Source organism: Enterobacter wuhouensis (genome assembly GCF_035835995.1).
Taxonomy (GTDB): Bacteria; Pseudomonadota; Gammaproteobacteria; order Enterobacterales; family Enterobacteriaceae; genus Enterobacter; species Enterobacter wuhouensis.
Genome location: NZ_CP142124.1, coordinates 2,194,431 through 2,208,510, shown reverse-complemented (window position 1 = coordinate 2,208,510; position 14,080 = coordinate 2,194,431). Strand labels below are relative to the sequence as shown.

General features: G+C 56.5%; 15 protein-coding genes and 1 pseudogene. 8 read left to right on the top strand and 8 right to left on the bottom strand.

What is annotated here, in order from left to right:
- Positions 1 to 102 precede the first annotated feature (102 nt).
- Entirely contained in the window at positions 103 to 1,008 is a 906-nt protein-coding gene (locus VPX56_RS10675) for a LysR family transcriptional regulator (protein WP_326471646.1), read from the bottom strand.
- Between the two features lie 121 nt (positions 1,009 to 1,129).
- Between VPX56_RS10675 and VPX56_RS10670 the strand changes: the two genes are divergently transcribed.
- The 5 genes from VPX56_RS10670 (at position 1,130) to VPX56_RS10655 (ending at position 5,563) form a co-directional block, all read left to right on the top strand.
- Positions 1,130 to 2,380: an MFS transporter gene (locus tag VPX56_RS10670; RefSeq protein WP_326471644.1), complete on the top strand. Its 1,251-nt coding sequence runs from the start codon at positions 1,130 to 1,132 to the stop codon at positions 2,378 to 2,380.
- A 74-nt stretch (positions 2,381 to 2,454) separates the two neighbouring features.
- Positions 2,455 to 3,939, top strand: coding sequence for a carboxypeptidase M32 (locus tag VPX56_RS10665; protein ID WP_326471642.1), 1,485 nt, complete (start codon positions 2,455 to 2,457; stop codon positions 3,937 to 3,939).
- Between the two features lie 148 nt (positions 3,940 to 4,087).
- On the top strand, positions 4,088 to 4,465 hold the full coding sequence (asr, locus tag VPX56_RS10660; protein ID WP_131635785.1) for an acid resistance repetitive basic protein Asr: 378 nt from the start codon (positions 4,088 to 4,090) through the stop codon (positions 4,463 to 4,465).
- 90 nt (positions 4,466 to 4,555) lie between these two features.
- Positions 4,556 to 4,639: a small membrane protein YdgU gene (ydgU, locus tag VPX56_RS23020; RefSeq protein WP_131635812.1), complete on the top strand. Its 84-nt coding sequence runs from the start codon at positions 4,556 to 4,558 to the stop codon at positions 4,637 to 4,639.
- A gap of 102 nt (positions 4,640 to 4,741) precedes the next feature.
- Positions 4,742 to 5,563 (top strand): trypsin-like serine peptidase, encoded by an 822-nt coding sequence (locus VPX56_RS10655; RefSeq protein ID WP_131635784.1) that lies wholly within the window; start codon positions 4,742 to 4,744, stop codon positions 5,561 to 5,563.
- Between the two features lies 1 nt (position 5,564).
- Here the strand turns inward: VPX56_RS10655 and VPX56_RS10650 are convergent, their stop codons facing one another.
- The 4 genes and pseudogenes from VPX56_RS10650 to VPX56_RS23065 all read right to left on the bottom strand — a co-directional run bounded on the left by VPX56_RS10650 (position 5,565) and on the right by VPX56_RS23065 (position 8,778).
- Complete coding sequence (locus tag VPX56_RS10650; protein WP_326471640.1) at positions 5,565 to 7,727, bottom strand: bifunctional diguanylate cyclase/phosphodiesterase; 2,163 nt, start codon at positions 7,725 to 7,727, stop codon at positions 5,565 to 5,567.
- 84 nt (positions 7,728 to 7,811) lie between these two features.
- Positions 7,812 to 8,141: a multidrug/spermidine efflux SMR transporter subunit MdtI gene (gene mdtI, locus VPX56_RS10645; protein ID WP_326471638.1), complete on the bottom strand. Its 330-nt coding sequence runs from the start codon at positions 8,139 to 8,141 to the stop codon at positions 7,812 to 7,814.
- Complete coding sequence (gene mdtJ, locus VPX56_RS10640) at positions 8,128 to 8,490, bottom strand: multidrug/spermidine efflux SMR transporter subunit MdtJ (RefSeq protein WP_131635781.1); 363 nt, start codon at positions 8,488 to 8,490, stop codon at positions 8,128 to 8,130. Before mdtJ ends, mdtI begins: the two co-directional genes overlap by 14 nt.
- Positions 8,491 to 8,607: 117 nt before the next feature.
- A pseudogene (locus VPX56_RS23065) lies at positions 8,608 to 8,778 on the bottom strand (protein YdgV).
- A 133-nt stretch (positions 8,779 to 8,911) separates the two neighbouring features.
- On the opposite strand from VPX56_RS23065, the gene VPX56_RS10635 reads away from it, so the two are divergent.
- Complete coding sequence (locus tag VPX56_RS10635; protein WP_326471635.1) at positions 8,912 to 9,946, top strand: AI-2E family transporter; 1,035 nt, start codon at positions 8,912 to 8,914, stop codon at positions 9,944 to 9,946.
- A 6-nt stretch (positions 9,947 to 9,952) separates the two neighbouring features.
- On the opposite strand, the gene VPX56_RS10630 is transcribed toward VPX56_RS10635, so the two are convergent.
- From VPX56_RS10630 to VPX56_RS10620, 3 genes are all read right to left on the bottom strand, one after another.
- Positions 9,953 to 10,900, bottom strand: coding sequence for a zinc-dependent alcohol dehydrogenase family protein (locus VPX56_RS10630; RefSeq protein WP_326471633.1), 948 nt, complete (start codon positions 10,898 to 10,900; stop codon positions 9,953 to 9,955).
- Entirely contained in the window at positions 10,897 to 11,919 is a 1,023-nt protein-coding gene (locus tag VPX56_RS10625; RefSeq protein ID WP_263609450.1) for an LLM class flavin-dependent oxidoreductase, read from the bottom strand. Before VPX56_RS10625 ends, VPX56_RS10630 begins: the two co-directional genes overlap by 4 nt.
- Before the next feature lie 114 nt (positions 11,920 to 12,033).
- Entirely contained in the window at positions 12,034 to 12,915 is an 882-nt protein-coding gene (locus VPX56_RS10620) for a LysR substrate-binding domain-containing protein (protein ID WP_326471630.1), read from the bottom strand.
- A 111-nt stretch (positions 12,916 to 13,026) separates the two neighbouring features.
- On the opposite strand from VPX56_RS10620, the gene VPX56_RS10615 reads away from it, so the two are divergent.
- On the top strand, positions 13,027 to 13,608 hold the full coding sequence (locus tag VPX56_RS10615) for a nuclear transport factor 2 family protein (protein WP_326471628.1): 582 nt from the start codon (positions 13,027 to 13,029) through the stop codon (positions 13,606 to 13,608).
- Positions 13,609 to 13,723: 115 nt separating this feature from the next.
- Entirely contained in the window at positions 13,724 to 14,071 is a 348-nt protein-coding gene (gene yajD, locus VPX56_RS10610) for an HNH nuclease YajD (RefSeq protein ID WP_131635775.1), read from the top strand.
- Positions 14,072 to 14,080 lie beyond the last annotated feature (9 nt).

Below are 14,080 nucleotides of genomic sequence, written 5' to 3'. Positions count from 1 at the left end.
GAGCTTCGAAATAAACTTTGGGCTATGGTGAAGCACTTCACTGGCCGTCGTCAAATATTTACTTAGCCATGTGATTTACCGCACATTTTTGCCCACATTTCCCTATAAATTCCGCCCTGTGGCGGCGGTGATAAGCTGCTGCCTGAAACGCCGTGCCGCGTGGCTCAGTTCACGATGTTTGGACCATACCAGCCACATCTCTGAAACGGCATCCGCTTCCGCGATGGCAACCCAGCGCATTTCGCGCAGCTGCACCCGCTTAAAGGAGGCCGGGAGAATTGAAACGCCCAGGCCTGCGGCCACCAGTCCAATAATGGTCATCGCCTCCCCGACCTCCTGAGTAATAACCGGGGCAAGATCGTAGCGGCGCATCAGGCCAAGAATATCATCATACAGGCCCGTTCCAACCTGCGGATCGAAAAAGACAAACGGCTCTTTGGCAAGTTCTGCCAGCGTAACGGCAGGCTTCGACGCCAGCGGGTGGTCTTGCGGGATCATCGCCATCAGCGGTTCGCGAAGAATCACCTGCCACACCAGCGTATCCGGCAGCTGGGTATTGCGCATCAGCCCCAGATCCAGCGCGCCTTCATTGAGCGGCGCAATCTGCTCGCGGGTATTAATTTCGCGCGTCTGAATATGCACGTCCGGAAAATGTCGACGAAACGACGAGAGCGTTGCGGACACGGCGCTGATAAAAGGTGCAGAGGAGGTAAACCCAATGCGCAACTCCCCCGCCTCCCCCAGATAGAGCCGCTCGGCGCGCGCGGCAGCATCATCGACCATGCTCAGAATTTGCCTGCTGTCCGCCAAAAACTGTTTCCCCGCCGCCGTCAGGCTTACGCTGCGGTTGGTGCGTGCCAAAAGACGTGCCCCAACCTGCTGCTCCAGGATCTGAATCTGTTGGCTCAGCGGCGGCTGGGAAATGTTCAGCCGCGCCGCAGCGCGCCCAAAATGCAGCTCCTCGGCGACGGCGACAAAATAGCGAAGGTGACGCAGCTCGATATTCATATTTTATAAGTATCATTTGAGATTATTAATATATTAGACAGAATATTTACATTTTCCTACCCTGATCCTGTGGTCATACCCGTCACCAGAAATCACGGGGATGTTTAAGCAAGGAACATGTGTGAGTCGTACAACTACTATTGATATCGATCCGGCAAGCGATATTGATGATTTATCTGCAGCACAGCCGGTTCAGTTCATTAAGCGCGGTACACCTCAATTTATGCGCGTTACGCTGGCGCTCTTTTCATCGGGGCTGGCAACCTTTGCCCTGCTCTATTGCGTTCAGCCGATCCTGCCCGTCCTGTCCCATGAATTTGGCGTGTCGCCCGCCAGCAGCAGTATTTCACTCTCCATTTCGACCGGGATGCTGGCGGTTGGGCTGCTATTCACCGGGCCGCTTTCCGACGCGATTGGCCGCAAGCAGGTGATGGTCACCGCACTGATGCTGGCGTCGGTGTGTACGTTGCTCTCCACCATGATGACCAGCTGGCACGGCATACTGGTGATGCGCGCGCTGATTGGCCTGTCGCTGAGCGGCGTGGCGGCGGTTGGAATGACCTATCTCAGCGAAGAGATCCACCCGAGCTTTGTCGCCTTCTCGATGGGGCTGTACATCAGCGGAAACTCGATCGGCGGAATGAGCGGACGTCTGCTCAGCGGGGTGTTTACCGATTTCTTTAACTGGCGAATTGCGGTGGCCGTAATTGGCTGTTTTGCGCTCGCTTCGGCGCTGATGTTCTGGAAAATTCTGCCGGATTCACGCCATTTTCGCCCCACGTCCCTGCGCCCGAAAACGCTGTTTATTAACTTCCGCCTGCACTGGCGTGATAAAGGGCTGCCGCGGCTGTTCCTGACCGGTTTTCTGCTGATGGGCTCGTTCGTGACGCTGTTTAACTATATTGGCTATCGCCTGATGCTTTCCCCGTGGCATCTGAGCCAGGCGGTGGTCGGCCTGCTTTCCGTGGCGTACCTCACGGGCACCTGGAGCTCGCCGAAGGCCGGGGCGATGACCGCACGCTATGGACGCGGCCCGGTCATGCTGGTTTCAACAGGCGTAATGCTGGTCGGCCTGCTGATGACGCTCTTCTCCTCCCTGTGGCTGATTTTTGCAGGAATGCTGCTTTTCTCTGCGGGCTTTTTTGCCGCCCACTCGGTCGCCAGCAGCTGGATCGGCCCGCGCGCGCGCCGCGCCAAAGGCCAGGCGTCCTCGCTGTATCTGTTCAGCTATTACCTGGGCTCCAGCATCGCCGGGACCCTCGGCGGCGTGTTCTGGCATAACTACGGCTGGAACGGCGTGGGCGGATTTATCGCCCTGATGCTGTGCGCAGCGCTGCTGGTCGGGGCAAGTTTGCATAAACGTCTGCATTAACATTCTGTGGCCTTCGTGTTTAAATCGAGCCGATGCTATTTTTTGTCATCGGCTGATTCAGACACGAGGACTTCATGAAGAACAATAACTACCAGCAACTCACCCGCACCTTCCAGCGCCTCTCCCGCTTCTCGCACCTCACCTCCATCGCCAGCTGGGACATGTTTACGATGATGCCGCCGGGCGGCAGCGCCGCGCGCGGCGAAGCATTGGCCGAGATGAGCGTGCTGCAGCACCAGATCCTGACCGATAAAAAAGTGGGCGACTGGCTGGCCGCCGCGGCAAGCGAAGATCTGAATGACGTCGAACAGGCCAACCTGCGTGAAATGACGCGTCATTATCAACAAGCAACACTGCTGCCCGAATCGCTGGTGGAAGCCAAATCGCTGGCGGGCAGCAAGTGCGAACACGCCTGGCGCACCCAGCGCCCGGCCAACGACTGGCAGGGTTTTTCCGCCAATCTGAAAGAGGTGGTAAAACTCAGCCGCGAAGAGGCTCGCCTGCGCGCCGAGGCCAAAGGCTGCACGCCCTACGACGCGCTGCTGGATATCTTCGAGCCGGACATGACCAGCGCCCGCCTCGACGTGCTGTTTGGCGACATGAAGTCCTGGCTGCCGGACCTGCTGGCCAAGGTGGTGGATAAGCAGGCCCAGCAGTCCTTCGTTCCGCCGCAGGGCCCCTTCCCGACCGCCACGCAGCGCGAGCTGGGACTGGAAGCCATGAAGATGCTCGGCTTCGATTTTAACGGCGGGCGCCTGGACGTCAGCGCGCATCCGTTCTGCGGCGGCGTGCCGGAAGATGTACGCATCACCACCCGCTATGACGAAGAAGAGCTGCTCAGCGCGCTCTTTGGCGTCGTCCACGAAACCGGGCATGCGCGCTACGAGCAAAACCTGCCGCGCGCCTGGGCCGGTCAGCCCGTCGCGCTGGCGCGCTCAACGGCCATCCACGAATCCCAGAGCCTGTTCTTTGAAATGCAGCTGGGCCGCAGCGACGCGTTCCTGAAGCATCTGCTTCCTGCCGTTCATGCCCGTTTCGGCAGCCAGGCGGCGTTCAGCGAGGAGAACTTTATCGCCTGGAACCAGCGCGTAAAACCGGGCTACATCCGCGTTGATGCCGACGAAGTGAGCTACCCGGCCCACGTTGTCCTGCGCTATGAAATCGAACGTGCGCTGATTAACGGCGAAATTGAAGTCGACGATATTCCGGCGCTGTGGGATGAGAAAATGCAGGCCTGGCTGGGGCTGTCTACCAAAGACAACTACCGCAACGGCTGTATGCAGGACATCCACTGGACCGACGGCGGCTTTGGCTACTTCCCGTCATATACGCTGGGCGCGATGTACGCCGCGCAGCTGTTCCACGCGGCCAAAACCGCGCTGCCGGGGCTGCAGGATGCGATCGCTGGCGGTGATTTCTCCGCGCTCTTTGACTGGCTGCGCCAGAACATCTGGCAGCACGGCAGCCGTTTCAGCACTTCGCAACTGATAGCCCAGGCAACGGGCGAAGATCTGAACATCCGCTATTTCCGCGAGCACCTTACCGCCCGCTATCTGTAACCTGCACCGCCGGGGGAAACCCCGGCGTTGTACATATGGTTACACGCCGATACCAATCACTCACGGAAACCCCGAGTTTACAGGGATATAGTTCTTTCAACGGCCCCGCAGTGGGGTTAAATGAAAAACCAAATTCGAGGGTATGAGAATGAAAAAAGTATTAGCTCTGGTTGTTGCCGCTGCTATGGGTCTGTCTTCTGCTGCGTTTGCTGCTGAAACCACCGCGACCGCAACGCCTGCTGCTGCGCCAGCGGCAACCACCACCGCTGCGCCAGCCAAAGCGGTTCATCACAAGAAACACCATAAAGCGGCAAAACCTGCTGCAGAACAGAAAGCGCAGGCGGCTAAAAAGCACCACAAAAAAGCAGCCAAACCCGCTGTAGAGCAGAAAGCGCAGGCTGCTAAAAAGCACCACAAAAAAGCAACCAAACCTGCAGTAGAGCAGAAAGCGCAGGCTGCTAAAAAGCATCACAAAAAAGCAGTAAAACACGAAGCTGCTAAACCAGCTGCACAGCCAGCTGCGTAAGAGTACACGCTTAACCGTGCCCTTCGGGGCACGTTGGTAAACCGGCGCTGAACCTTCCAGTTCCGCGCCGTTTTTTTATCCGGAGGGCGTATGCTGCGACGCTATCGGTTTGAGTTCATTCTTATCGTGCTTATTTTATGCGCGCTCATCGCAAGCCATTTTTATCTTTCCTGATCGTAGTACGCTGATTTTACTCCCACTTTCACGCGGTCCCGTCTATAGTAATTTCATAGGGTTCACTTTTAATAATCATAATTACCCCCACCAGAGTGTGATATGCGTAAATCTGTTGTGCTGTTACTGGGAACGTTCAGTCTTTTTTGTGGATTTTCACATGCGGATGATGGCGATGATGACGCCATTAGCGCCAAAGACGTTAAGACGCTGTTTTTTGGTCACGATGACCGTACGCGCGTCGCCGATCCGACTCAGGCTCCCTGGGATGCCATCGGACAGCTGGAAACCGCCAGCGGCAACCTCTGCACCGCAACCTTAATTACCCCACAGCTTGCGCTGACGGCAGGCCACTGTCTGTTAACGCCCCCGAACGGAAAGCCGGATAAAGCCGTTGCTTTACGCTTTGTGTCGCAAAAAGGGCTGTGGCGCTATGAAATTCATGGGATTGAAGGCCGGGTTGACCCTTCTCTTGGCAAACGCCTCAAGCCAGACGGTGACGGCTGGATCGTACCGCCATCAGCAGCATCCTGGGATTTTGGCCTCATCATTTTACGCTATCCGCCGTCAGGCATTACGCCTCTGCCATTGTTCGACGGGGATAAGGCCGCCCTGACCGCCGCGCTGAAAGCTGCCGATCGCAAAGTGACGCAGTCGGGCTACCCGGTTGATCACCTGGATGCGCTTTACACCCACTCAGACTGCGTGGTCACGGGATGGGCGCAAAACAGCGTTCTTTCCCATCAGTGCGATACCTTACCGGGCGACAGCGGTTCGCCGCTGATGTTGAACACGCAGAACGGCTGGCAGTTAATCGGCGTTCAAAGCTCGGCCCCGGCGGCCAAAGACCGATGGCGTGCCGATAACAGAGCCTTGTCCGTCACCGGTTTTCGCGACAAGCTGGAGGCGCTGGCGCAGCAATGAGTCAGCACTGCCTGACCTGACGTAACGCTATTATTGCCTCAATCGGCATCGGCTGGCTGAACCAGAATCCCTGCAGCTGATCGCAGCCAGCCAGCCGCAGCAGTTTCATCTGTTTTTCGTTTTCCACGCCTTCCGCGACCACCGCCATACCCAGCGCGGTGGCAATCCGCACCGTACCGCTTACCAGCGCCGCGGCTTGTTCATCGTTATCCACCAGCCCGGCTAACGATTTATCGATCTTAATCGTGTCAAAATTAAACCGCCGTAGATAGCCGATACTCGAGTACCCGGTTCCAAAATCATCCAGCGCCACCGCCGTACCCAGCGCCTTCAGATTGGCTATCGCCGTGCGGGCTCGTTCAGGATTTTCCAGAACATAGGTTTCCGTCACCTCAAGCTGTAGCCTGTTGGCCGGGAAACGCGTTTTCTCCAGCACGTTTGCCACCTTGTCTTCAAATTCAGGATCGCGGAATTGCGCCGGGGAGATGTTAACGGACAGTTTTAATTCCCTGAACGGCTCAAGATCCTGACAGGCGCGATGGAGTACAAACTGGCCGAGCCTGTCGATCAACCCGCTGGTTTCGGCAATGGCGATGAAAGTATCCGGGCCAAGCTCCCCTTCAGGACGGCGCGGCCAGCGTACCAGCGCTTCCACGCTGGTCATTTTCTGGCTGCGCGCATCCACGATCGGCTGATACCAGACGTCAAATTCATCGCGCGCCAGCCCGCTTCGGATCTGATCCTCAATCGCCAGCTGGCGCTCACGGGCGCTGTTGAGCTCCGCATCGTACTGCGTGATACGCCCTTTTCCGGTTATTTTCGCGTGATACATGGCAATGTCGGCGCGCCGGAACAGCTCGGAACTGGTGCATTCGATCAACGTTCCGCTGGCAATCCCAATGCTGGCCCCAATATGAATGGTGCGCTGCCCAACGCGAATGGGTGATTTAAGGTACTCAAGGACCGATTCGGCAAATTCGGCAGCCAGCGCCTCCGCGCGATCGCCGCCAATGGTCATGGCAAATTCGTCGCCCCCCATTCGCGCCAGCATCCCGCCCGGCGGCACGCGCGCGCTCAGGTTTTTCGCAATCGCAACGATCAGATCATCGCCAACGCTGTGGCCATAGATGTCGTTCACATCCTTAAAGCCGTCGAGGTCGATAAACACCACGCTTTTCACGTCGATGTCGCCGCGTAAGCTGACCTGATCCAACGCTTCGATTAACGCACGTCGATTCGGCAGATGGCTGAGCCAGTCGGTTCGGGCGATGAGGCGCGCCTGGCTTTCCCCTCGTGCGAGCTTGTACAGCCCCACGCTGCTCACCAGTATAAACAGCAGGATCAGCGCCGCCGCCAGCACCACAATCTGCGTAATATCCGATGATGCAGCCCGGGCGGCCTGAGCGCCGGGAAGCCGCGGCTGCCAGTTGAGATAGCCCAGCAGCTCCCCTGCCGAGCTGTGCAGCGGCATACTCATGTCATTGATTTTGTCTGCGGTATAGTTGAGGTTATCAATCTGAAACGTTGCGCCCAGATCGGACACTATTTTGGCGTTCAGATGGCGGGTAATCACCAGATAACGGCGCGTATCATTGTTAACCTGCAATCGCCCAACCATTGGCCGAACTAAACCAATGCCCACGAAAGCAACGCCGTGCCGCGTTTGGGTGATCCCGGCATAGATATTTTTGTCGCTGGACAATGCGCGGCGGTGCTGGGCAATAATGGCTTTCAGGCCCTGACCAAAAAATTCGAGATCCGTCTCGGTAAACGGTTTGCTCTGAAACGATCCCCACAGCACGCTGAAATGTTCATCGAGAATAAAGGTGCCGTCGTAGAGATTATTGATTTTAAAACCGGCACCCCAGGTGTTGTACAACCACGTCGTATCGAGCGTAGGGCTATACACCTCCCGCACCGCGTCATCCCAGACGGCATTATCAATCACCAGCGAGGAGACGCGGTTGACCGAGGTCTGGATCGCCCCCTGCACGGAGAGCGCCGAGCGATGCTCATCTATTTCATTGGTTTTGGTGCTGATAAGGTGCAGCGAGAGGTAGAGCAGCGCCACGATGGAAATAATTAAGCCGATCCCCGCCATGAATATCATGGCAAACAGCGTTCTCGCCGTAGGAATATTGCGCCAGCTTAATGTGTAGACCATCCGCCATCCTCTTCAACGCTCTGCTGTTGTAAGCGTAATACAGGCAGCGAATTTCGCTGCCTGTAAATGATGGCAAGGCGTGGATTAGGCGAGTTTTATCATAATCATGCCGGCAAGCAGCAATAGTAGCCCTATCCAGCCTTTGTTATTTAAGCGCTGACCAAAAAGTACCCAGCCCGCCGCAAGGGTCGCGGCAATACCAAAACCGCCCCACAGCGCATAGGCTACGGAAAGATCGATACCTTTTACCGCCTGCGACAGGGCGCTAAACGCGCCCAGTACGGCGGCAATCGACAACAGGCCATACGCTTTACGGCGAAAGCCGTCGGAGAATTTAAGAAAAACGTTTGCCACAATTTCCATTACGATTGCCAAAGCCAGCCAGGCCGCGTGGATCCATTCAAACTGCTGCATGGGTACGCTCCTTCTGCTGTTTTGTCGGTTTACGCGTACCCGATTTAATCAGCACAATACCTGCCACCAGCGTCGTTAATCCGGCGATTTTCATGGTTGATAATGTTTCGTCAAATAACATGACGCTAAACAACGTAATCAACAAAATACCGATACCTTCCCACAGCGCGTAGGCCACACCCAGCGCAATCTTTTTCACGGCGAAAGAGAGGAAAATATAGGAAAGTGAAATCATCACCAGCATTAAAATAAAACCGGCGTTGCCATCACTGACGCTTGCCCATTTCATAGACAGCGTACCCGTAATTTCTGCAACGATAGCCAGAGCTAATAAAATCCAGTAAAACATGTTTTTCTCCTGCTTGAGAATATAATCCATCAGGGCTCGCTGCGGGCAGCAAACCAAAAAATAGGAAATCAGATCAGATAGCTAAGCGCGTAGCGCCAGCTCAGGCAGAAGACGTGACTATAGCGCGGTGCGCCAGTGTTGCTCACAAGACAGAAGGCAGAGGGAGGTTGAAAATACAGCGGTGTTATTTGAAAAGTACGTCCTGAACAAATTGTCCATAAAATTACAATTATCCGCGATCTTGCTTCTCGTCTTTGCGGATGAAAATTGTCCTCAGTAGTTGAACACGCCTGATTTGTACCATAAGCCAGGATTTTACTCAAAGTCTTTTCATTTCTTTACCCATTCTGTTTGATTTTGGTTAGTTTATTGGAACCGCTTTCGCATCTATTATAAATAAAACGATTATGCAGGAACCGCCATGTCAAAACCCATCATCACCCTGAACGGATTAAAAATTGTCATCATGCTCGGCATGCTGGTGATCATACTGACGGGCGTTCGTTTTGCCGCCGATATCATCGTGCCCTTCATCCTGGCGCTGTTTATCGCGGTGATCCTTAATCCGCTGGTGCAGCGGATGGTGCGGCTGCGCATTCCTCGGGTGCTGGCGATAACCGTCCTTATCAGCATCATCATCATCGCGATGGTGCTGCTGGTCGCGTATCTGGGGACCTCGCTGAATGAACTGGCACGCACCTTGCCAAAATACCGCTCGTCGCTGGCGATCCCGCTCCTGCAGCTGGAACCCTGGCTACAGCGGGCGGGGATCGAGGATTCGGTTGATGAGCTGCTAAAGTACATCGATCCGAACGCGGCCATGACCATCGTCACCAGCCTGCTGGCGCAGCTCTCTAATGCCATGACCTCTATCTTCCTGCTGTTTTTAACGGTGGTGTTTATGCTGCTTGAAGTGCCCCAGCTTCCCGCGAAGCTGCAGCAGATTATGGTGCGTCCGGTGGAAGGGATGGGGGCGATTCAGCGCGCGCTGGACAGCGTTTCCCGCTATCTGGTGCTGAAAACGGCCATCAGTCTGGTGACGGGATTAGTCGTCTGGGGCATGCTCGTTGCGCTGGATGTTCGCTTTGCGTTCGTCTGGGGCCTGCTGGCCTTTGCGCTCAACTATATTCCCAATATCGGCTCCGTGCTGGCGGCCATTCCGCCGATTCTGCAGGTGCTGGTGTTCAGTGGACTCTACGACGCCCTGGTGCTGCTGGCCGGCTATCTGGTCATTAACCTGGTGTTCGGCAACATTCTGGAACCCCGAATGATGGGCCGCGGGCTGGGGCTTTCCACGCTGGTGGTCTTTTTATCCCTGATTTTCTGGGGCTGGCTGCTCGGCCCGGTCGGGATGCTGCTCTCCGTTCCGCTGACCATCATCGTGAAGATTGGGCTTGAGCAGACCGCGGGCGGGCAAAGCATCGCGGTGCTGCTGAGCGATATGAGCCATAAATAGCAGGCGCTAAGCGTCCATCGACAGCATGGGCTTGCTCACGCGACCCGCTTCACGGTACGCGCCTAGCGCCCTCTGCCATTCCGTCAGGGGGTAGACCGTGGCGTCGCCGTGCTGGCTGGCGCGTAGCGCAGGCCAGATGTGATGGAACGCACTCTGCCACGCCTCCACGCTGAGGGCATCCAGATAGTTACGAATATGGAACCACGCCACGCGCGGCAGCGCCCGCTGCTGGCGGAACGTCTGCCCGGACAGCAGCCCATAGCAGATGAAAATCCCCGGCTCTGGCATGGTGCTGAGGATCGTCTCCGCCAGCGTGCCGCCCGTGGCGTCATACACCACGTCGGCGCGTGCGGCAGCGGCCCGCACCGCCTGCAGATCGTTTTGCGCAATCGGAGCAATGCCCAAGCGGGCTAACCGCTCCGCGTGGACGGGCGAACGATGAATTCCGTATACCGCTGCGGCCCCCGCCAGCCGCGCCCACTGCCCCAAAAGAATACCGCAGTCAGACCCCGCAGCCGTTAGCAGCACCTGCTTACCCTGCGGCGAATACCGCGTTAGCATCATCTGCGCCGCCAGCGGGTTGATGTACGCCCGCGCGGCCAGCCGGGAGTCAATATCATCCGGTACGGGGATCGCATACTCAGCCGGGCAATCGACCACGCGCTGCCAGGTTCCCTGCCCGCGTAGCGGTAACACGCGCTTGCCCAGCAGATGAGCAAAGGATTCGGGCGCCTGCTCGACGATGCCGACCCCTTCATATCCCGCCACCGCCGGTAGCGGCGTCCGATGACGATACGCGCCGGTGATGGGGATCAGATCGGAGGCGTTCACCGGTGAAAACAGCATGCGTACGCGCAGATCCCCCGGCTTTCGCAGAGCAGGCGCTGAGGCTTCCGCGCTCAGAACGGATTCTGGCTCGCCGAAGCGGCGATACCAGAGGGCCTGATTCATCATCTCCAGCCCATTTCCGGTGCAACATGCTTCAGTATTGACTCGATAACATGCGCGTTGTAGTCCACGCCGAGCTGATTCGGCACGGTCAGCAGCAGCGTATCCGCTTCAGCGATGGCTTCGTCCTGTTTCAATTGCGCAATCAACTTTTCTGGCTCCGCGGCGTAGCTACGGCCGAAAATCGCGCGGGTTTTCTCATCAAGAAAACCGACGCTGTCGCTGTCGTTCCGGCTCGAACCGAAATACATACGATCGCGATCGTCCATCAGGGCAAAAATGCTGCGGCTAACCGACACGCGCGGCTGACGGGCATGCCCCGCTTCCGCCCAGGCCTGTCGATAGGCGCGGATCTGTTTTGCCTGCTGGATGTGGAAAGGCTCACCCGTTTCATCGTCTTTCAGCGTTGAACTCTGCAGATTCATGCCCAGCTTTGCGGCCCATACGGCCGTCGCGTTCGACCCCGCGCCCCACCAGATACGCTCGCGCAGGCCTTCGGAATGCGGCTCAAGGCGCAGCAGGCCCGGCGGATTGGGGAACATTGGCTGCGGGTTAGGTTTTGCAAAACCTTCGCCGCGCAGCACGTCCAGCAGCACTTCGGTATGGCGGCGAGCCATGTCCGACTCGTTTTCGCCTTCCTGAGGGGCATACCCAAAATGCCGCCAGCCATCAATCACCTGTTCAGGGGAACCCCGGCTGATGCCGAGCTGCAAGCGCCCGCCGGAAATCAGATCCGCCGCCCCCGCATCTTCCGCCATATACATCGGGTTTTCATAGCGCATATCGATAACGCCGGTACCGATTTCGATACGTTTGGTTTTGGCGCCTATCGCGGCCAGCAGCGGGAACGGAGAACTCAGCTGCCGGGCGAAGTGGTGAACGCGGAAATAGGCCCCGTCTGCACCGAGTTCTTCAGCGGCCACGGCAAGATCGATGGACTGCAGCAGCGTGTCCGCTGCGGTTCGGGTGCCGGACTGTGGCGACGGCGTCCAGTGGCCGAACGATAAAAAGCCAATTTTTTTCATAGCGATAAATCCTGATGATGCTCTGGGTTTTCTCTACTTTACGCCTTAGCGCACGAGAATAAATGCCGTTTATTTCACTGAATACGTCAAATTAATTGATGGAATCGCGACGTATTATTCCGTGCGAGCCACCAGGTTAAGATAGGCGTTTACCGCGGCGCCCGGCTCCTGCCTGCGGCTAATGAGCAGCAGATTGGCGGTTAAATCCGGTTCATTCAAAGGCCGATATACCAGGCCCGGGATATGAACCTGCCGCAAAGGCGCCGGGATCAGCGCAAGCCCTAACCCGGTCGCCGCCATCGCCAGAATGCTGAGCGTACTGCCGGAGCGGTACGCGACATGGCACTGCTCCCCAAGCTTCCGGGTAAGCGTGATAAACAGATGTTCATGCGCGTCGTGAGCGTCATAAAGCACAAGCGGAAGCCCTGCCAGCATGTCGAGGGTTACGTTTTCATGCTGCGTAAGCGCATGATCGTCCGTCATCGCCACCAAAATGTCCCAGTCTCCGATTCGCCTGGCGACGATCGTCGGATCCGCGATGTGGCCGTTTGCCGGCGTATAGCCGATATCCAGCTGACCGGCCCGAATGGCTTCCACCTGATCCTGCGGGCCGACTTCCTCAATCATCAGTTCGGCATCGGGAAAGCGTTGATGAAAAAGCCGCAGATCTGCGATCAGCTTTCCGCTAAAAATCGCATTCCCGGCAAAACCAACCCGCACGCGCCCCGTTTCCCCGCGCATCGCGCGCTCTGCGGTTAACCGCGCGTGCTCTGCTTGTTCAAGCGTGCGTCGGGCTTCTGTCTGAAAAAGCACGCCCGCGTCGGTTAGCTCAACGCGACGGCTGGTGCGCACAAAAAGCGCCCCGCCCAGTTCGGCCTCCAGCGCCTTGATTTGCATACTCAGCGCGGGTTGAACAATATTCAACCTCTCGGCTGCCCGGCCAAAATGCCCTTCTTCTGCAACGGCTAAAAAGTACCGCAGGTGGCGTAGCTCCATCCTCAAACCTATCAATAATTAAAACTGATTAATCGGTAACATCTATATATTTCATTTTAACGTGATTCCGCTGCAAACTGCATCACATCCCACACAACAGGAGCGACCCCAATGAATACTCACTTGAATGACCGTCAGCAGCTTAACGATCTGATGAATGGCTGGATGCACCGGGATCTGGGTGAATGGCAGCAGCTACGCGATCTCTTTCATCCTGATGGCACCATTGAAATCACCTGGTTTGAAGGGCTGGCGGGCGATTTTGTTGATGGTTCAATGCGCATGGGGGCATCGGACCTGCGCACCAAACATTTGATTGCATCCCCGGCGGTCACCTTCAATGCCAGCGGAAATAAGGCGATCCTTGAGACAAATGCCATCATCCTCGCCGAGAACGTAAAGCTGAATATCGGCTGTGAATGCCACAACCGTTTTTATGATTTGGCCGAAAAGCGGGATGGCGTCTGGAAGCTGTTCCACCGTCAAAGCGTGTACGACATGGGCACATTTACGTTCCCATTGGGCCCCGTCGAGATTGATCGGCGCATCGCGGCAAAATATCCACGCGAGTATGCTGCGCTGGCGTATCTGCTGGAACAGAGCGGTTTCCCTCCAGGACGCGTTTTTGCTACGCGTGGCAGCGACCTCGAAGCCAACATGAAAGCGGAAGGTCAACGCTGGTTATCTACCTAATTTAGCGTTATTACGCTCGAAGGCACATTTACGCTTTGATGCGGGCGCGGGTTTCCCCTTCCATTATCTATGGGATATATTGACGCCATATTTTTTATGACAGGTAATATCGGCCATGGCTCTGATCCCCAAAAACTACGCGCGGCTGGAAAGCGGCTACCGTGAAAAAGCACTAAAAATTTACCCGTGGGTATGCGGACGCTGCTCGCGAGAGTTCGTTTACTCCAACCTTCGCGAGCTGACGGTTCACCATATCGACCACGATCACACTAACAACCCGGAAGATGGCAGCAACTGGGAGCTGTTGTGTCTGTTTTGCCACGACCACGAACACTCGAAGTACACCGAGGCTGACCAGTACGGCACCACGGTCGTGGCGGGAGAAGACGCGCAAAAGGATATGGGCGTCGCCACCTTTAACCCGTTTGCCGACCTGAAGTCGATGATGAATAAGAAGAAATAAACATTATGG